This is a genomic window from Streptomyces sp. AC512_CC834, from assembly GCF_019049325.1.
In the GTDB taxonomy this organism is placed as follows: domain Bacteria; phylum Actinomycetota; class Actinomycetes; order Streptomycetales; family Streptomycetaceae; genus Streptomyces.
Map to the genome: position 1 here is coordinate 448,303 of NZ_JAGMUO010000097.1, position 17,778 is coordinate 466,080.

The following is a 17,778-nucleotide window of genomic DNA, read 5'->3' on the forward strand; positions in this document are numbered from 1 at the left end:
GCCGCGGCGCCCGGGGATCAGGCGGAGCCGTCCTCCGACTGTCCCCTCAGGAAGGCGCTGACCTGGTGGGCGAGGCCCTCGTCGCGCACCGTGCCGCAGGGGGCTCCGGTGGCCCCGTCGGGCAGTCCGAGGCCGCCGCTCCACAGCCGGCGGTCGGCCCACTCCTCGTCCACCCGGAGCTGTACCTGGACGTCCACCTGGCACAGGCCCGCCTCCGGTCCTGCCGCGTAGAGCACGGCGGTGGCCCGGCGCAGCGGGTAGACGTCGAAGCCCTCGATGAACTGGGAGTTGCGCCAGTCGAGGAAGGCGCTCTCCCCGTCGGGGCCGGTCCGCACGTCGATCTGGCCGTCCTCCAGGTGGATGCCGAGGTGCCGCCCGCCCCGGTTCTCGACGGTCACCCGGACGCGGAAGTACGTCAGCGACTCGGCCGCGTCGTCGCGCCCACGCGGCGGCTCGGCGGGCTCGAGACCGTGCACACGGACCCGCAGGCCGGCGTGCTCGTCGTACTCCTGCCAGTCCCCGACCACGTTCGGCTCGTACACGGTGCCCCTCTCGACCTCTCGACGCTGCTTCCTATCCGTACGCTCAGCGCACTGTCAAATGAGCGGAATGCGCTGTGGCCAGGGGCTTCGCCCCTTTTGATCGGCGATCAAGCGTTGCGCAGGAACTATCGGCCGGCGCCCGGTCGCGGCGATCACCGCAGCGTGCCGCACATCACGTCCGCCGGCGGGGCGGCGCCGATCACCGGTCCCCGGCCGTTCGAGTGGCCGTTCGGGGCATTCGCGCTCAGTATCCATATATACGAGGACTTGATTTACGAGGACTTGCCAGCACCCCTGCTGAGGGAGGTGCGTGTGATGCGTGTCGCCGGCAGAACCAAGCCCCACCCGCACGACGACGCCCCCGACACGGCCGCGGCGTTCGACCGGCTCGCCGGGCTGCCCGAGGGACCGGAGCGCAAGGCGCTGCGGGACGAACTGATCCGGGTCTGGCTGCCCATGGCGGAGCGGATCGCCGTCCGCTTCCGGGGCCGCGGCGAGAACCTGGAGGATCTCTATCAGGTCGCGGCCCTCGGCCTGGTCAAGGCCGTCGACCACTACGACCCGCAGCGCGGCCACGCCTTCGAGGCCTACGCCGTACCGACCGTGACCGGCGAGATCAAACGGCACTTCCGCGACCACATGTGGACGCTGCACGTACCGCGCCGGATCCAGGACCTGCGCAACCGGGTCCGCAAGTCCACGAAGGAGCTGGCGCAGACCACGCCGGGGCGCGCGCCGACGGTCGAGGAAATCGCCGAGCACGCGCAGCTCACCACGGTCGAGGTGCGTACCGGCATGGAGGCCCTGGAGTGCTTCTCCGCCCTGTCTCTGGAGGCGGAGATGCCCGGCACCGACGGGTACGCCCTCGGGGACGCGCTCGGCGGCCCCGATCCCGCCTTCGACGCGGTCGTGGACCGGGTGGCCGTGCGGCCCTGTCTGGAGGCGCTGCCCGAGCGCGAGCGCACCATCCTCTACCTGCGCTTCTTCGGAGGGATGACGCAGAGCCGCATCGCGCAGCAGCTCGGCATCTCCCAGATGCACGTCTCCCGGCTGCTCACCGGCTGCTTCGACCGGATACGCGAGGAGATCCTCACAGAGGCCCGCTGAGTCGGGCACAGCGCCCCAGGCGGTCCTCCAGAGCGGCGAGGATCTGCGGCGGCATCACTCCGGCGCGCCCCCAGATGAGTACCGCTTCGGCCACATTGCGGAGTTTGATGTTCGTATGCTGGGACACTTCCTTCAGTACGACCCACCCCTCGTCCGGCGTCACCCCGCCGAGGACGACGACCACGCCGATGGCCTGGTCGACGACGGCGTGCGAGACGACCGCCTCCTTGAGCTGCCGGACCTGCTCCTGCAACCGGAAGATCTGGTCCGCGTCCGAGTCCGCGACGGAGTCCGCGTCCGAGTCGGTGGGGGGCATGGTCACCTCCGCGTCCCCGTTTCGGCGGCACCGCCGGGGTACTCGGCAGGCGCCCGCCGCACTCCCGGCCGGACACTGGTGTCGAGCCGGTGACTGCCGGTGGACGAGACCAGGACACGACTGCCATGAATCACGACATGACCTTCCCCGCCCGCGGGGAGAGCCTCCTGTCCACGCACTCCGTGTACGGGGCCCCGTGCTGGGTGAGTCTCACCAGCCGTGACGTGAAGGCCACCGAGGAGTTCTACTCCGCCGTGCTGGGCTGGCAGTGGCGGCCCGCCAAGCTGGGCGAGCCCTTCCGGATCGCCCTGGTCGACGGGGTGCCCGTGGCCGGGATCGCCGCCGTCGCCTCGATGTGGCAGATGGCGGTGGCGTGGACGCCGTACTTCGCGGTGCGCAGTGCGGACGAGGCCGTGTCGCGGGCTCAGGAGCGCGGCGGCACCGCCGCGGTCGGGCCGATCTCCCTGCCGCCCGGGCGGGCGGCGCTGCTCGCCGACCGGGACGGCGCGACGTTCGGGATCTGGGAGGGCGAGCTGTTCACGGACTGGGACGCCTGGCGCACCTCGCGTCCCGCCTTCATCCGGCTGCACACGCGTGACGCGTTCGACGCCGCCATCTTCTACGGCGAGATCTTCGACTGGGCGTCTGGCCGGGGCTGCTGCGAGGTCCGGTACGAGGGCGACGAGGTGGTCCTGCGCAATCAGGGCGACGTGGTGGCACGCATCGAGTCGGGCGCCCTGGGCGCGGCTCCCGACCCGGCCGTCCGGCCGCACTGGCAGATCCACTTCGCCGTCGAGGACGTCGCGGCCCGCGCCCGCACCGCGGAGCGGCACGGCGGCAGCGTGCTCTCCCTGAGCGGCGACGAGGCGGTGCTCCGGGACGCCGACGGCGCGCAGTTCACGGTGACCGCGCGCCGTCTCGGCGGCTGACCTCACCGGCTCACCGGCCGGTGCGGGACGGCCGGGAGAGCAGCACCAGGCTGCGCTGCTCGACGGTCAGCCGGGTGCCGGCCTTGTGCTCGGCCTCGTCGGGGACGCCGTCCGGGTCGGCGGTGTCGACCAGGGTCGCCCAGCGCTCGCCGTAGGTGACGTCGGGCAGCCGGAAGCCGGTCGGCTCCCAGTGGCTGTTGAGCAGCAGCAGGAAGGAGTCGTCGACCACGGGCCGGCCGCAGGGGTCGGGTTCGGCGATGGCGTCGCCGTTGAGGAACACACCGACGGCGTGCGCGTCGGAGCGCCCCCAGTCGTCGTCGGTCATCTCCCGCGCGTCCGGCAGCAGCCACACCAGGTCGGGCAGCGGCTGGGACGCGTGGGTGAGGGTCTCGCCGCGGAAGTAGCGGCGCCGGCGCAGCACGGGGTGGTCGCCGCGCAGCGCGATGAGGCGCCGGGTGAAGTCCAGCAGTGCGCGCTGCTCTTCGCCGAGCCGCCAGTCGATCCAGGAGATCTCGTTGTCCTGGCAGTAGGCGTTGTTGTTGCCGCGCTGGGTGCGGCCCAGTTCGTCGCCGTGGCAGATCATCGGGATGCCCTGCGAGAGCAGGAGCGTGGCCAGGAGGTTGCGCTGCTGCCGGCCGCGCAGCTCCCGGACGGCCGGGTCCCTCGTCGCGCCCTCGGCGCCGCAGTTCCAGGACCGGTTGTGGCTCTCGCCGTCGCGGTTGTCCTCGCCGTTGGCCTCGTTGTGCTTGTCGTTGTAGGAGACGAGGTCGCGCAGGGTGAACCCGTCGTGCGCGGTCACGAAGTTGACGCTGGCGCGGGGGCGGCGCCGGCTGTGCTGGTACAGGTCGGAGGAGCCGGTCAGCCGGGAGGCGAACTCGCCGAGCGTGTGCTCCTCGCCGCGCCAGAAGTCCCGTACGGCGTCCCGGTACTTGCCGTTCCACTCCGACCAGAGCTGCGGGAAGTTGCCCACCTGGTAGCCGCCCTCGCCGACGTCCCAGGGCTCGGCGATCAGCTTGACGCGGCTGATCACCGGGTCCTGCTGGATGAGGTCGAAGAACGCGGACAGCCGGTCCACCTCGTGGAACTGCCGGGCCAGGGTGGCCGCGAGGTCGAAGCGGAACCCGTCGACGTGCATCTCGGTGACCCAGTACCGCAGCGAGTCCATGATGAGCTGGAGTACGTAGGGGTGGCGCATCAGCAGGCTGTTGCCGGTGCCCGTGGTGTCGTAGTAGTGCTGCCAGTCGCCGTCCACCAGGCGGTAGTACGAGGCGTTGTCGATGCCGCGGAAGGAGAGGGTGGGGCCCTTCTCGTTGCCTTCGGCGGTGTGGTTGTAGACCACGTCGAGGATCACTTCGAGGCCGGCCGCGTGCAGGGTCTTGACCATCGACTTGAACTCGGTGACCTGCTGCCCGCGGGTGCCGAGGGCGGCGTAGCCGTTGTGCGGCGCGAAGAAGCCGATGGTGTTGTAGCCCCAGTAGTTGGACAGGCCGCGGTCCTGGAGCACCCCGTCGTGGACGAACTGGTGCACCGGCATGAGTTCCACGGCGGTCACGCCGAGGGACGTCAGGTGCTCCACGGTCGCCGGGTGCGCGAGGCCCGCGTAGGTGCCGCGCAGTTCCTCGGGCACGTCGGGGTGGGTGCGGCTGAGTCCGCGGACGTGGGCCTCGTAGATCACGCTCTCCGAGTACGGGCGTCTGGGCGGGCGGTCGTCGCCCCAGTCGAAGAACGGGTCGGTGACCACGCCGAGCATGGTGTGCCCGGCGCTGTCGCCCGGGTCGGCCCTGCCCCTGTCCCGCTCGAAGAGGGAGGGGTGGTTGTCCACCAGCCCGTCCACGGCCCGGGTGTAGGGGTCCAGGAGCAGCTTCGCCGGGTTGCAGCGGTGGCCGACGGCCGGGGTCCACGGACCGTGGACCCGGTAGCCGTAGCGCTGCCCCGGGCCGACGCCGGGCAGGTAGCAGTGCCAGACGAAGCCGTCGACGTCCGGCAGCGGGATCGCGCTGTGGTTGCCGTCGTCGTCGACGAGCACGAGGTCGACGCGTTCGGCGACCTCGCTGAACAGGGCGAAGTTGGTGCCCTGCCCGTCGTACACGGCCCCCAACGGACAGGGGTGCCCGCTCCACACGGGCGCCCCCTTCCAGTTCGGCCTGGCGCGGGTCACCGGGCCTCCTCCAGAACGCCGCGGCCGGTACGGGCCGGATCGGCCAGCCGGGCCACCGGCATGATCTCGCGCGGCACTTCCAGCCCCTCCTGGGTGATCGGCTCGGGTGGCATCGCCACCAGCGGGACGCGTTCGCCGGCCCGGGCGCGCCGGGAGAACCAGATGACCTTCGCCCCGGTGTCGGTGGCGCAGCACCCCCAGCCGTCGCTGTTCGCCGCGAGGTGCTGCAGACAGGTGCGCAGGTCCTGGTCGGGACGGAGCGCCTGGTCGTTGCCCCCAACGGCCGTGATGAGGTGCTGGTGGTTCCACCACATCTCGATCGACGTGTTCTTGTCGTTCGCGTGCTCGTCGATCGCCAGAAGCAGCATCTCGGCGCCCGAGCAGACGGGTTCGACAAGGTTGTCCAGGTTCCAGAACCGGAGGTGAGCGGCCAGGATGCGCCTGACCTGTCCGACCAGTTCCGGGCTCACTTCCACGTCGAGGTGGTAGTAGCAGGGCACTGCGGTCTTCATCGTCGTGGCTCCTCACCGCGAAGGCTCTCGCTCCTCCTCGTCCCTTGGGGGACGGGCTCCCCGATCACGAAGCGTGAGCGCTGATCGCTTCTGAGTCACTCCAGAGTGGGAGCGGTAGTCCATTCGTGCAACACGAGCAAAGCAGTTGAAGATCCAACAAGACGGGGCGTCACCGTCCGTGCACCATGTGTGAAGAACTCGAGCGTCCGTACCACCGGACCGTCCGGAAGGTGACCGGCCATGCTGCTACCCGCGAAGAGCGAAGTCGCCCGGCAGCTCCGCCATTACCGCGCCTGGGAACGCTCGATGCTGGCGTCCCCCACCGACGTCACGGTCCGGACCACCTTCGAGGACTCCGGTTACACCCTCTGCGTGCTGATGGGGAAGCGGTGCGCACGCGAGGCCGCGGACGCCGCCGAAAGGTATCTGCGGACGAGCCTGGTCACCTCTGCGCATGAGCAGACCCTCGTCACCCATGCGCAGGAGCAGGCGGAGCGGCTCGCCCCGTCGGGGCACAAGACCCCCTCGGGCGCGGCCTGACCCAATCGGCCGGGCCGGCGCCCGGCCCCGAGCACGGCGGAGGTGAGATGCGGATGAGTACGACCGTGGGCATCGGACGTATCCCGGTCCGGGACGTCCACCCGGTGGTGGAGTACGGCAGGCGCCCTGCGAAGGCGGTGGCGGGCGAGTCGTTCGAGGTCTCCGCCACCGTGTTCCGGGAGGGACACGACGCGGTGGCCGCCAACGTCGTGCTGAAGGACCCGGAGGGCCGGCCGGGCCCCTGGACGCCGATGCGCGAACTGGCCCCGGGCAGCGACCGGTGGGGCGCCGAAGTCACCCCGGGCGCGCCGGGCAACTGGACCTACCGGGTGGAGGCGTGGAGCGACCCCGTCGCCACCTGGCGGCGTCACGCGCGGATCAAGATCCCGGCCGGCATCGACGCCGGCCTCGTTCTCGAGGAGGGGGCGGAGCTGTACCGGCGGGCCGCCACGGGGGTGCCGAAGGGCTCCGGGCGAGCGGCGCTGCTGTCCGCCGCGGCGGCCCTGCTCGACGACACGCTGCCGGTGGCCACCCGTCTTGCGGCGGCGTTGACGCCCCGGGTGGACGCGGTGCTGGCCGGGCATCCGCTGCGGGAGCTGGTCACCAGCTCCGACCCGCTGCCCCTGCTCGTGGAACGCGAACGCGCCCTGTACGGCGCCTGGTACGAGTTCTTCCCCCGCTCCGAGGGCACCCCCGAACAACCCCACGGCACCTTCCGCACCGCCGCCCGACGCCTCCCCGCGATCGCCGCCATGGGCTTCGACGTCGTCTACCTCCCCCCGATCCACCCCATCGGCACCACCCACCGCAAAGGCCGCAACAACACCCTCTCCGCCACCCCCGACGACGTCGGCGTCCCCTGGGCCATCGGCTCCCCCGAAGGCGGCCACGACACCGTCCACCCCGCCCTCGGCACCCTCGACGACTTCGACCACTTCGTGAGCGAAGCAGCCCGCCACGACCTCGAAGTCGCCCTCGACTTCGCCCTCCAGTGCTCCCCCGACCACCCCTGGGTCCACAAACACCCCGAGTGGTTCCACCACCGCCCCGACGGCACCATCGCCCACGCCGAGAACCCGCCCAAGAAATACCAGGACATCCACCCCCTCGCCTTCGACACCGACCCCGACGGCCTCACCACCGAAACCGTGCGCGTACTCAGGTTCTGGATGGACCACGGCGTACGGATCTTCCGCGTCGACAACCCCCACACCAAACCCGTCCCCTTCTGGGAACGCGTCATCGGCGAGATCAACACCACCGACCCCGACATCATCTTCCTGGCCGAGGCCTTCACCCGCCCCGCGATGATGCACACCCTCGCCCAGATCGGCTTCCAGCAGTCCTACACCTACTTCACCTGGCGCAACACCAAACAGGAACTCACCGACTACCTCACCGAACTCACCGGGGACGCCGCCTCCTACATGCGGCCCAACCTCTTCACCAACACCCCCGACATCCTGCACGCCCACCTCCAGCACGGCGGCCGCCCCGCCTTCGAGACCCGCGCCGTCCTGGCCGCCACCCTCTCCCCCACCTGGGGCATCTACAGCGGCTACGAACTCTGCGAACACACCCCCCTGCGCCCGGGCAGCGAGGAATACCTCGACTCCGAGAAATACCAGCTCAAACCCCGCGACTGGACCACCGCCACCCACCGGGGCACCACCATCGCCCCCCTCATCACCCGCCTCAACACCATCCGGCGCGCCCACCCCGCGCTGCACCGGCTCAGGAACCTCCGCTTCCACCACACCGACAACGACGCGCTCATCGCGTACAGCAAGCGCGTCGGCTCCGACGTCGTCCTGGTGGTCGCCAACCTCGATCCGCATCGCACCCAGGAGGCCACGATCTCGCTCGACATGCCGCAGCTCGGCCTGGACTGGCACGAGTCCGTGCCGGTCCACGACGAACTCACGGGTCGGACCTACCACTGGGGCCGGACGAACTACGTGCGTCTCGAGCCCGGCCGGGCTCCCGCCCACGTCTTCCACGTCCTGCGGCCGTCCGCCGCCACGCCGCGAAACGGAGGGGCAGGAGCCTCATGACCGTCAACGAGCCCGTGCCGGACACCTTCGAGGACACCCCCGCGGGGGAACGGCACCCGGACTGGTTCAAACGAGCCGTCTTCTACGAGGTCCTCGTCCGTTCCTTCCAGGACAGCAACGGCGACGGCGTCGGTGACCTCAAGGGCCTGACCACCAGGCTGGACTACCTGCAATGGCTGGGCGTGGACTGCCTGTGGCTCCCGCCCTTCTTCAAGTCACCGCTGAAGGACGGCGGCTACGACGTCTCCGACTACACCGCCGTCCTGCCCGAGTTCGGAGACCTCGCCGACTTCGTCGCCTTCATCGACGCGGCCCACCAGCGCGGCATCCGCGTGATCATCGACTTCGTCATGAACCACACCAGCGACCAGCACCCGTGGTTCCAGGAGTCGCGCAAGAACCCCGACGGCCCCTACGGCGACTACTACGTCTGGGCCGACGACGACACCCGCTACCCCGACGCCCGCATCATCTTCGTCGACACCGAGGCCTCCAACTGGACCCACGACCCGGTCCGGGGGCAGTACTACTGGCACCGGTTCTTCTCCCACCAGCCCGACCTGAACTACGAGAACCCGGCCGTGCAGGAGGAGATGCTGGCCGCCCTCAAGTTCTGGCTGGACCTGGGCGTCGACGGCTACCGCCTCGACGCCGTGCCCTATCTGTACGCCGAAGACGGCACCAACTGCGAGAACCTGCCCGCCAGTCACGCGTTCCTCAAGCGTGTCCGCCGCGAGATCGACGCGCAGTACCCGGACACCGTGCTGCTGGCCGAGGCCAACCAGTGGCCGGAGGACGTCGTCGACTACTTCGGCGACTACTCCGCCGGCGGCGACGAGTGCCACATGGCCTTCCACTTCCCGGTCATGCCGCGCATCTTCATGGCGGTGCGCCGCGAGTCCCGCTACCCGGTCTCCGAAATCCTCGCCAAGACCCCCGCGATCCCGTCCGGCTGCCAGTGGGGCATCTTCCTGCGCAACCACGACGAGCTGACCCTGGAAATGGTCACCGACGAGGAACGCGACTACATGTACGCGGAGTACGCCAAGGACCCGCGCATGCGCGCCAACATCGGCATCCGCCGGCGGCTCGCCACCCTGCTGGACAACGACCGCGACCAGATCGAACTGTTCACCGCGCTGCTCCTCTCCCTGCCCGGCTCGCCGATCCTCTACTACGGCGACGAGATCGGCATGGGCGACAACATCTGGCTCGGCGACCGCGACGCCGTACGCACCCCGATGCAGTGGACCCCGGACCGCAACGCGGGCTTCTCCACCTGTGACCCCGGACGGCTCTCCCTGCCGGCCATCATGGACCCGGTCTACGGCTACCAGGTGACGAACGTCGAGGCCGCCATGGCCTCGCCGTCCTCGCTGCTGCACTGGACCCGCCGCATGGTCGAGATCCGTAAGCAGAACCCCGCCTTCGGCCTGGGCACCTACACGGAACTGCCGTCCTCCAACCCCGCGGTCCTGGCCTTCCTCCGAGAGTACGAGGACGACCTGGTGCTGTGCGTGCACAACTTCGCCCGGTTCGCCCAGCCCACCGAACTCGACCTGCGCGAGTTCGCCGGACGCCATCCGGTGGAGCTGTTCGGCGGGGTCCGCTTCCCCGCCATCGGCGAACTGCCGTACCTGCTGACCCTCGGGGGCCACGGCTTCTACTGGTTCCGGCTCACCCGAGTCGCATCCCGCATCGGCCGCCGCGTTTGAGCGCGGGCCGAGGAAAGGACGCGTCACCATGCCGAAGACCGCACCCCTGCGCCCCAGACGCAGGCATCTCGCCGAGCCCATGGCGTCGCTCGGCGAGCTGCTGCGCGAGTGGCTGCCGAGCCAGCGCTGGTTCGCGGGCAAGGACCGGCCCGTCGCCGAGCTGGGTCTGCTGTCGATGACCGAGCTGTTCCCCGGCTGTCTGCACCTCCTGGTGCACACCGGGCAGGGTTCGGTACCCGCCCCGGGCGGCGTCCCCCCGGCCGGCGACTGCTACCAGTTGCTGCTCGGCGTGCGGGAGCAGCCGTCGCCGCGCCTGGGCCGGGCGATCATCGGACAGGTGCAGGACGGCCCGCTGGCCGGCCGGACGGTCTACGACGCGCTGCACGACCCCCGGACCGCCCAACTGCTCCTGGAACGGCTCCGGCACCCGGGCAAGGCGGGTCCGCTGCGCTTCGAGGCCGATCCCGCACGGCCGGTGCCCGGCGGACTGGTGCCGCGGCTGCTGGACGCGGAGCAGTCCAACTCCTCGCTGATCTACGGCGACGAGTTCATCCTGAAGCTGTTCCGGCGGATCCAGCCCGGCGTCAACCCCGACCTCGAGGTCCCGGACGCGCTGGCCCGGCAGGGCTGCGGCCGGGTCCCGGCGCCGGTGGCGTGGGTGCGCACGACCCATCCGTACCAGGCGACGCTCGGTGTGCTCCAGCCGTTCCTGCACGACGCCTCCGACGGCTGGACCCTCTCCCTGAACGCGCTGGCCTCCGGGGACGACTTCACCGTGCAGGCCGGTGAGCTGGGGCGGGCGATGGCCGACGTGCACCTCGCGCTGGCCTCGGCCTTCCCGTCCGGTGCCCCTGGGGAGAACGGCCGCACCGCGGCGGCGATGACCGAGCGGCTGACCGCCGCCGCGCACTGCGTACCGGCGCTGCAGCCCTTCGTCCCGGGTCTGCGGGCGGCCTTCGCGGCGCTGTCCACCTGCGACTCCGGACCGCCCGCCCAGCGCATCCACGGCGACCTGCACCTGGGCCAAGTGCTGCGGGCCGGCCGGGACTGGTTCGTCATCGACTTCGAGGGCGAACCGTCGCGCCCGCTGGCCGAACGGCGCAGCGCCCATTCCCCCGTCCGGGACATCGCGGGCATGCTGCGTTCCTTCGACTACGCGGCCCGGCAGCGCCGCCCGTGGCGCCCCGAGTGGGCGCGCCGCTGCCGGGAGGCGTTCTGCGCCGGCTACGCCGCCCGCGCCGGGTGGGACCCCCGTAAGAAGCACGGCCTGCTGCGCGCCTACGAGACGGACCGCGCCGTGTATGAGGTGCTGTACGAGGCCCGGCACCGCCCCGACTGGCTTCCCGTACCCATGGCGGCGATCGAACGACTCGCCGTGAGAGGAGACTGACCCGTGGCCCTCCGCGACACTTCGATCCCCGAGCCGTCCGGTCCCGTCCCGCCCGCACCCGGTGCCTGCGAAACCGCGCCGCCCCTGGACCCCACCGACCGGGGGCGCCTGCTGGCGGGCGCCCACCACGACCCGCACGCCCTGCTCGGCGCCCACCCGGTGCCCGGCGGCGTCGCCTTCCGGGCGTTGCGTCCCTTCGCCCGCGAGGTGAGTGTGGTCGTCGACGGCGAGCGCCACGGCCTCGTATCGCAGGAGGACGGCCTGTTCTCCGGGGTGCTCCCGCTCGCGGAGATCCCCGCGTACACCCTCGTCGTGGCGTACGAGGAGGGTGAGCGGGAGACGCACGACCCGTACCGCTTCCCGCCCGCCCTCGGCGAGCTGGACCTGCACCTGATCGCGGAGGGCCGGCACGAGCAACTGTGGCGGGCCCTCGGCGCTGAGCCGATGACCCACGAGGGCGTCACCGGCACCCGGTTCACGGTGTGGGCGCCCAACGCCCAGGGAGTGCGGGTCGCCACCGACTTCACCCACTGGGACGGCACCGCGTTCCCGATGCGCTCGCTGGGTTCGTCGGGGGTGTGGGAGCTGTTCCTGCCGGGCGTCGGCGAGGGCACCCGGTACAAGTTCGAGATCCACTCCTGGTACGGGCACCGGTTCCTCAAGGCCGACCCGATGGCCCGCGCGGCCGAGGAGCCGCCCAACACCGCGTCCTTGGTGACCGCCTCGGCGTACGAGTGGGGCGACGGTCAGTGGCTGCGGAGCCGGGCCGACACGCCCGTGCACGAGGCGCCGTTCTCGGTGTACGAGGTGCATCTGCCGTCCTGGCGGCCTGGGCTGACCTACCGCGACCTGGCCGAGGAGCTGCCCGCGTACGTCAGGGACCTGGGCTTCACCCACGTCGAGCTGATGCCGGTCGCCGAGCACCCCTACGGGCCGTCCTGGGGCTACCAGGTCACCGGCTTCTACGCGCCGACCGCACGCCTCGGCTCGCCCGACGACTTCCGGTACCTGGTCGACGCGCTGCACCGGGCGGGGCTCGGCGTGATCATGGACTGGGTGCCTGCGCACTTCCCGAAGGACGACTGGGCACTGGCCCGCTTCGACGGGGACCCGCTGTACGAGCCCGGAGACGACCGGCGTGCGACCCACCCGGACTGGGGGACGTACACCTTCGACTTCGCGCGCACCGAGGTGCGCAACTTCCTCGTGGCGAACGCCGTGTACTGGTGCGAGGAGTTCCACATCGACGGGCTGCGGGTCGACGCGGTCGCCTCGATGCTCTACCTGGACTACTCGCGCGACTCCGGTCAGTGGGAGCCCAACCGGTACGGCGGCCGGGAGGACCTGGCGGCCATGGCGTTCCTCCAGGAGATGAACGCGACCGTCTACCGGCGCTGCCCCGGCGTGGTCACCATCGCCGAGGAGTCGACCGCGTGGGGCGGGGTGACCCGGCCGACCGACACCGGCGGGCTCGGCTTCGGCCTGAAGTGGAACATGGGCTGGATGCACGACTCGCTGGAGTACGCGGCCCACGAGCCGGTGCACCGCAAGTTCCACCACCACGAGATGACGTTCTCGATGGTGTACGCGTACAGCGAGAACTACGTGCTGCCGATCTCGCACGACGAGGTGGTGCACGGCAAGCAGGCGCTGGTGTCGAAGATGCCGGGCGACTGGTGGCAGCGGCGCGCGAACGTGCGCGCCTATCTGGGCTTCATGTGGGCGCATCCCGGGAAGCAACTCCTCTTCATGGGGCAGGAGTTCGCGCAGGGTGCCGAGTGGTCGGAGAAGCAGGGACCCGAGTGGTGGCTACTCGACGAGGGGTACCACTCGGCGGGCGATCACCGCGGGGTGCGGGACCTGGTCCGCGCGCTCAACACCCGCTACGCGCGCACCCCGGCCCTGTGGCAGCGCGACACCGATCCGGCCGGTTTCCGGTGGGTCGCCGTGGACGCGGCCGAGGACAACGTCTTCGCGTTCCTGCGGTTCGCGACGGACGGCACCCCGCTGCTCGCGGTGTCGAACTTCTCCCCGGTCGTCCGGCACGACTACGGGCTCGCCGTCGGCGACGGGGCCGTCGCGTGGCAGGAGGTGCTCAACACCGACGCCGAGGAGTACGGCGGCGGCGGCGTGGCCAACCCGGACCCGGTCAAGCCGGAGGACGGGAGCGTCCGGATCACGCTGCCTCCGCTCGCGACGGTGTGGCTGATGCCGTACGCCCTGTGAGGCGGCCAGGTGTCCGACCGTCTGCCGGGGGCAGTCGGTCGGTCCCACCGGCCCACGGAAAGGCGGCATCAGGTGCGCACCGTCGGAGTGGAGGAGGAGCTCCTCCTGGTCGACCCCGCGACCGGTGAGCCGCGGGCGCTGTCCGCCGCCGTGCTCGCCCGGGCCTTTCTGGACGGCGCCGGGCAGGACGTGTTCGAGAAGGAACTGCACGAGCAGATGCTCGAGTTCGCCACGCATCCGCAGGCGGACATGGAGCGGCTGCACGCGGAGCTCGTGCGCTGCCGTGAGGAGGCCGGACGGCATGCCGGGGGGATCGGGTGTGCCGTCGCCGCGCTGGCCACGTCGCCGCTGCCGGTCACGCCCTCCATCGGCGTGAACCGCCGCTACGAGTGGATGGCCGGGCAGTACGGCGTCGTGGTCCAGGAGCAGTTGGTCCTGGGCTGCCACGTACACGTGTCGGTCGGGTCCGACGAGGAGGGCGTCGCGGTGATCGACCGGGTGCGGCCCTGGCTGCCGGTGCTGACCGCGCTGAGCGCGAACTCCCCGTTCTGGCAGGGCGAGGACTCCTCGTACAGCAGCTACCGCAGCCGGGTCTGGCAGCGCTGGCCGTCGGCGGGCCCGACGGAGCTGTTCGGCTCGGCCGAGCGCTACCACCGCCGGGTCGCGGACATGCTCGCCACCGGGACGATCCTCGACGACGGGATGGTGTACTTCGACGTCCGGCTCTCCCAGCGGTATCCGACGGTCGAGTTCCGGGTCGCGGACGTCTGCCTGGACGCCGGGACGGCCGTCGTCCTCGCCGCGCTCGCCCGCGCGCTGGTCGACACGGCCGCGCGGGCGTGGCGCCGGGGCGCGGAGCCGGCCGAGGTCAGCGTGAGCCTGCTGCGCCTCGCGGCCTGGCGGGCCGCCCGGTCCGGGCTGACCCAGGAGTTGCTGCACCCCGCGACGATGCGGCGGATGCCGGCCGAGACGGTCGTACGGGCGCTGCTCGAGCACACCGGGGAGGCGCTCGCGGCCTCGGGCGATCTCGACCGGGTGCGCGACGGGGTCGCCGAGCTGCTGCGGCACGGCAACGGCGCCCGGGTGCAGCGCGCGCTGCTGAAACGCACCGGCAGCCTGCGGGCTGTCGTCGCCGAGTGCGTGCGCCGTACTCAGGCGGCCTGAGACCTCAGTAGATCAGGGCCAGGGCGTAGCCCAGGAGACCCGCCGCGACGAGCACCACGACCGCGAGGATCAGGGTCAGCGGCCCCTTGGCCCAGCCCTTGGCCGGATTGTTGGGCAGGTCCTGCGGCCCGGCCTCGGGCATGCTGCTCTCGGCCGGCGGGGTCTCCCCGGGCGGCACACCGCCGCCCGGCTCCAGGCCGGTACTGAGTCGGGGTTCGGGATCCGGATTCACGTACGTCATGTCCCCCGAGTCCCCCGATCGGGCCGAGATCACCGGGCGGGAACACTTATGCCGTCCCGGCCCCTTGCCGCCTGCGGCTGAGCTAGGGTCTGTCCGGCGGATCAGGTCGCAGGACAGCCGCGGTGCCTTGTCGACGCAGGCGAGCGGGGGCTGGTGCGTCCAGATGCAAGGCGGAGGAGGGCGGCAACGCGGAGCGTTGACAACCGACGACAACGCCGCTGGGGGCACCTCCCACGCCCTTCAGGCAGTGGGGGAGGGCGTGGCAGCCCCCGCGTCTGCGGCATGATCCGCCGGGCAGACCCTGGATTCCGAGCACCGCCGACCACGGTGCTCGTCGGTGCTCGTTCGGCGGGCGCCACCGTCCGTACACGTCAGGAGCCAGCGCATGCGCGACCTCGGTCTCGCTCCCCCGGCCGTTCCGCCCCTGACCGGCGGGCTCGCCGACAGCCTCTTCGAGACGGCCGCCCGCAGGCCGACCCTGCCGATGCTGGCCCGCCGCCGCGCTCCCGGGTCGGCGGTCTGGGACGAGGTGACGGCGGTGGAGTTCCGCGACGAGGTGGTCGACCTGGCGAAGGGGCTGATCGCGAGCGGGATCGCGCCGGGCCACCGGGTGGCGATCCTGGCCCGCACCCGCTACGAGTGGACGGTCTTCAGCTACGCCCTGTGGACGGTGGGCGCCGAGGTGGTGCCGATCTACCCGACCTCCTCGCGCGACCAGGTCGAGTGGATCCTGCGCGACGCGGACTGTGTGGGCGTGCTGGTCGAGGACGAGCAGAGTGTGATGACGGTCGGCTCGGTGTGCGCGTCGCTGCCGGCGCTGCGCCACGTCTGGCAGTTGGACGCGGGCGCGCTGGACACGCTGGTGGCGCGCGGCGAGTTCCTCCCGTTCGCCACGGTCGACTCCATGCGCCGCATCGTGCTGCCGGACTCCACCGCGGTGGTCGCCTACACCTCGGGCACGTCCGACCGCGCCATGGGCTGCGCGCTGACCCACCGCGGCCTGGCCGGCCCGTGCGACACGCTGCTCACGGGCTGGGGCCACACGGTGGCACCGCCCGGGGAGCAGGGCGCGGTCCTCGCCTATCTGCCCTTCTCGCACGTGTACGGGCTGATGATCCAGAGCCTGTGCGTCCGCGGCGGGCTCCTCATGGCGCACGAGCCCGCGATGACCGGGGAGGCGCTCTCCTCGGCGCTGCGCTCCTTTCGTCCGACGTATCTGTACGCCGTCCCGTCGGTCCTGGAGAAGATCTACAAGACCTTCCTGCGCACGGCGCAGCAGGCGGGGCGCGGGGCACTGTTCGAGCGGGCCGCGGACACGGCGCGGGACTTCGCCGCCGCGCTGGAGCGCCAGCGGCTGGGCAGGGGGTCCGGGCCCGGCTTCGATCTCCGGCTCCAGCACGCCCTGTACGAGCGGACGGTGTACCGGCGGCTGCGCACCGCACTGGGCGGCCGGGTGCACCGGGCGACGTCCGGCGGTTCGCCGCTCAGCCGCGAACTCTCCCTCTTCTACGAGGGCATCGGCGTCTACGTGCACGACGGCTACGGCCTGACCGAGACCAGTGGCGGGCTGACCATGCAGCCGCTGGGCCGGGAGAAGTCGGGCACCGTCGGGCAGCCGCTGCCCGGCATGGAGATCCGGTTGGCCGACGACGGGGAGATCCTGGTGCGCGGGCCGTCGCTGTTCCAGGGGTACATCGGTGACGAGGCCGCCACCCGCGCGGTGATGCGCGGCGGCTGGCTGGCCACCGGCGACCTCGGGCACCTGGACGACGAGAACTATCTGGCGATCACCGGCCGCAAGAAGGACGTCATCATCACCAGCGGCGGCAAGAGCGTGGCCCCGGCCGCCCTGGAGCAGCGGCTGCGGATGCATCCGCTCGTCCACCAGGCGGTGGTCGTGGGCGACAACCGGCCCTGCGTCGGCGCGCTGATCACGCTGGACCCGGAGTTCCTGACGCACTGGCGGGCGGCCCTGACCCTGCCGGGCGACGCCCCGGCCCGTGAGGCCCGCGAGGAGAACGCGCTGCGGGAGGAGGTGGAGCGGGCCGTGGCGGCGGCCAACAGCGCCGTGTCGCGCTCGGAGTCCATCAGGGTCTTCCGTGTCCTGCCGGACCCCTTCGAGGTGGCCAACGGGCTGCTCACCCCGTCGATGAAGCTCCGGCGGGACGAGATCGTACGGACCTACTCCCTCGAGATCGACGCGATGTACGACGCGCGCTCCCGCCGCCCGCCGTCGCAGACGCCGCCGGAGGAGCCGGCCGGCTGGGAGGACTCGGACAGCGTGTTCCTCCGCTGATCCGGGGCCCGTCCCGCCGCCGCTCCGGCACATCGTCGCGACTAGGTTCGCCCGGCACGGGAACTTACCAACGAAGGGAGTGCCGAGGAATTGAAGCAGAAGGGGCGATGCCCGGCCGGTGCCGGGCCGGGAAGGCGCAATGGCAGCCGAACCGCGTTGGGACAGAACACTGGCTTCCGAGGAGATCACGAACCGCACGGCCAGCTTCTTGGGGGAGCTGCACAACGTGACGGACGCGCGCCTGGTCGCGGAGGAGTTCCTCTACGACCTGACCCGGGCGGCACCTCCCTCGGCGCCCGAACACTGGGACGACATCCTTCTCGTCGTCACCGAGCTGGCGGCGAACGCGGTGCAGTACGCTCCGGGGCCGTTCCAGTTGCGGCTGCGCCGTACCTTCGACGGCGTCCACGTGGTCATGCACGACACCAGCACGACGGAGCCCGCGCCGCGCCCCTTCCATCCGAGCAACGGCGGCGGCGGCATCGGCTGGCACCTGATCCACACCCTGTCCGACCAGGTGAGCGTCGTCACCGGTGACCGGGGCAAGGACATCCACGTCTTCCTGCCCTGGTGACCGGGGTGACCGGT

Annotated in this window: 15 protein-coding genes; 10 read left to right on the forward strand and 5 right to left on the reverse strand. The window is 71.4% G+C overall.

The window, feature by feature from the left end:
• Positions 1–17: 17 nt before the first annotated feature.
• Positions 18–542 carry a hypothetical protein gene (locus tag KUM40_RS29575; RefSeq protein WP_217169254.1) on the reverse strand — a complete coding sequence of 175 codons (525 nt, stop codon included), beginning with the start codon at positions 540–542 and terminating at the stop codon, positions 18–20.
• 315 nt (positions 543–857) lie between these two features.
• On the opposite strand from KUM40_RS29575, the gene KUM40_RS29580 reads away from it, so the two are divergent.
• The gene (locus KUM40_RS29580; protein WP_217169255.1) at positions 858–1,649 is read left to right on the forward strand and encodes an RNA polymerase sigma factor SigF; all 792 of its coding nucleotides are present in this window, start codon (positions 858–860) and stop codon (positions 1,647–1,649) included.
• On the opposite strand, the gene KUM40_RS29585 is transcribed toward KUM40_RS29580, so the two are convergent.
• Complete coding sequence (locus KUM40_RS29585) at positions 1,633–1,965, reverse strand: ANTAR domain-containing protein (RefSeq protein ID WP_217169256.1); 333 nt, start codon at positions 1,963–1,965, stop codon at positions 1,633–1,635. The two genes, KUM40_RS29580 and KUM40_RS29585, sit on opposite strands and share 17 nt — an antisense overlap.
• Before the next feature lie 125 nt (positions 1,966–2,090).
• Between KUM40_RS29585 and KUM40_RS29590 the strand changes: the two genes are divergently transcribed.
• Positions 2,091–2,894 (forward strand): VOC family protein, encoded by an 804-nt coding sequence (locus KUM40_RS29590; RefSeq protein WP_217169257.1) that lies wholly within the window; start codon positions 2,091–2,093, stop codon positions 2,892–2,894.
• A gap of 10 nt (positions 2,895–2,904) precedes the next feature.
• Here KUM40_RS29590 and glgX read toward each other — a convergent pair whose 3' ends face one another.
• A complete protein-coding gene (gene glgX / locus KUM40_RS29595) occupies positions 2,905–5,052 on the reverse strand; it encodes a glycogen debranching protein GlgX (protein ID WP_217169258.1) in 2,148 nt (715 codons plus the stop codon).
• Positions 5,049–5,564: a pep a2 gene (locus tag KUM40_RS29600; protein ID WP_217169259.1), complete on the reverse strand. Its 516-nt coding sequence runs from the start codon at positions 5,562–5,564 to the stop codon at positions 5,049–5,051. Before KUM40_RS29600 ends, glgX begins: the two co-directional genes overlap by 4 nt.
• Before the next feature lie 240 nt (positions 5,565–5,804).
• Here KUM40_RS29600 and KUM40_RS29605 point away from each other — a divergent pair, with 240 nt between their 5' ends.
• The 6 genes from KUM40_RS29605 to KUM40_RS29630 all read left to right on the forward strand — a co-directional run bounded on the left by KUM40_RS29605 (position 5,805) and on the right by KUM40_RS29630 (position 14,653).
• A complete protein-coding gene (locus KUM40_RS29605; protein WP_217169260.1) occupies positions 5,805–6,104 on the forward strand; it encodes a DUF5133 domain-containing protein in 300 nt (99 codons plus the stop codon).
• Between the two features lie 47 nt (positions 6,105–6,151).
• Complete coding sequence (locus KUM40_RS29610; protein ID WP_217169261.1) at positions 6,152–8,158, forward strand: alpha-1,4-glucan--maltose-1-phosphate maltosyltransferase; 2,007 nt, start codon at positions 6,152–6,154, stop codon at positions 8,156–8,158.
• Positions 8,155–9,873, forward strand: a complete 1,719-nt coding sequence (gene treS, locus KUM40_RS29615; RefSeq protein ID WP_217169262.1) for a maltose alpha-D-glucosyltransferase — start codon at positions 8,155–8,157, stop codon at positions 9,871–9,873. The genes KUM40_RS29610 and treS overlap by 4 nt, the downstream gene beginning before the upstream one ends.
• 28 nt (positions 9,874–9,901) lie before the next feature.
• Positions 9,902–11,263 (forward strand): maltokinase, encoded by a 1,362-nt coding sequence (locus KUM40_RS29620; RefSeq protein WP_217169263.1) that lies wholly within the window; start codon positions 9,902–9,904, stop codon positions 11,261–11,263.
• Positions 11,264–11,266: 3 nt separating this feature from the next.
• Positions 11,267–13,489 carry a 1,4-alpha-glucan branching enzyme gene (gene glgB / locus KUM40_RS29625; RefSeq protein WP_217169264.1) on the forward strand — a complete coding sequence of 741 codons (2,223 nt, stop codon included), beginning with the start codon at positions 11,267–11,269 and terminating at the stop codon, positions 13,487–13,489.
• Positions 13,490–13,561: 72 nt separating this feature from the next.
• Positions 13,562–14,653, forward strand: coding sequence for a glutamate--cysteine ligase (locus tag KUM40_RS29630; protein WP_217169265.1), 1,092 nt, complete (start codon positions 13,562–13,564; stop codon positions 14,651–14,653).
• A 4-nt stretch (positions 14,654–14,657) separates the two neighbouring features.
• Here KUM40_RS29630 and KUM40_RS29635 read toward each other — a convergent pair whose 3' ends face one another.
• Positions 14,658–14,894, reverse strand: a complete 237-nt coding sequence (locus KUM40_RS29635; RefSeq protein ID WP_217169266.1) for a DUF6480 family protein — start codon at positions 14,892–14,894, stop codon at positions 14,658–14,660.
• A 385-nt stretch (positions 14,895–15,279) separates the two neighbouring features.
• Between KUM40_RS29635 and KUM40_RS29640 the strand changes: the two genes are divergently transcribed.
• Both KUM40_RS29640 and KUM40_RS29645 read left to right on the forward strand, forming a co-directional pair.
• Positions 15,280–17,190, forward strand: coding sequence for a long-chain fatty acid--CoA ligase (locus KUM40_RS29640; protein ID WP_217169267.1), 1,911 nt, complete (start codon positions 15,280–15,282; stop codon positions 17,188–17,190).
• A gap of 139 nt (positions 17,191–17,329) precedes the next feature.
• On the forward strand, positions 17,330–17,764 hold the full coding sequence (locus KUM40_RS29645; protein ID WP_217169268.1) for an ATP-binding protein: 435 nt from the start codon (positions 17,330–17,332) through the stop codon (positions 17,762–17,764).
• Positions 17,765–17,778: the final 14 nt, after the last annotated feature.

Bases quoted from the DNA above. Each gene is read 5' to 3' on its own strand.
- KUM40_RS29580 (WP_217169255.1), top strand. From the start codon at position 858: ATGCGTGTCGCCGGCAGAACCAAGCCCCACCCGCACGACGACGCCCCC.
- KUM40_RS29585 (WP_217169256.1), bottom strand. From the start codon at position 1,965: ATGCCCCCCACCGACTCGGACGCGGACTCCGTCGCGGACTCGGACGCG.
- KUM40_RS29590 (WP_217169257.1), top strand. From the start codon at position 2,091: ATGAATCACGACATGACCTTCCCCGCCCGCGGGGAGAGCCTCCTGTCC.
- KUM40_RS29600 (WP_217169259.1), bottom strand. From the start codon at position 5,564: ATGAAGACCGCAGTGCCCTGCTACTACCACCTCGACGTGGAAGTGAGC.
- KUM40_RS29605 (WP_217169260.1), top strand. From the start codon at position 5,805: ATGCTGCTACCCGCGAAGAGCGAAGTCGCCCGGCAGCTCCGCCATTAC.
- KUM40_RS29610 (WP_217169261.1), top strand. From the start codon at position 6,152: ATGCGGATGAGTACGACCGTGGGCATCGGACGTATCCCGGTCCGGGAC.
- treS (WP_217169262.1), top strand. From the start codon at position 8,155: ATGACCGTCAACGAGCCCGTGCCGGACACCTTCGAGGACACCCCCGCG.
- KUM40_RS29620 (WP_217169263.1), top strand. From the start codon at position 9,902: ATGCCGAAGACCGCACCCCTGCGCCCCAGACGCAGGCATCTCGCCGAG.
- KUM40_RS29635 (WP_217169266.1), bottom strand. From the start codon at position 14,894: ATGACGTACGTGAATCCGGATCCCGAACCCCGACTCAGTACCGGCCTG.
- KUM40_RS29640 (WP_217169267.1), top strand. From the start codon at position 15,280: ATGCGCGACCTCGGTCTCGCTCCCCCGGCCGTTCCGCCCCTGACCGGC.
- KUM40_RS29645 (WP_217169268.1), top strand. From the start codon at position 17,330: ATGGCAGCCGAACCGCGTTGGGACAGAACACTGGCTTCCGAGGAGATC.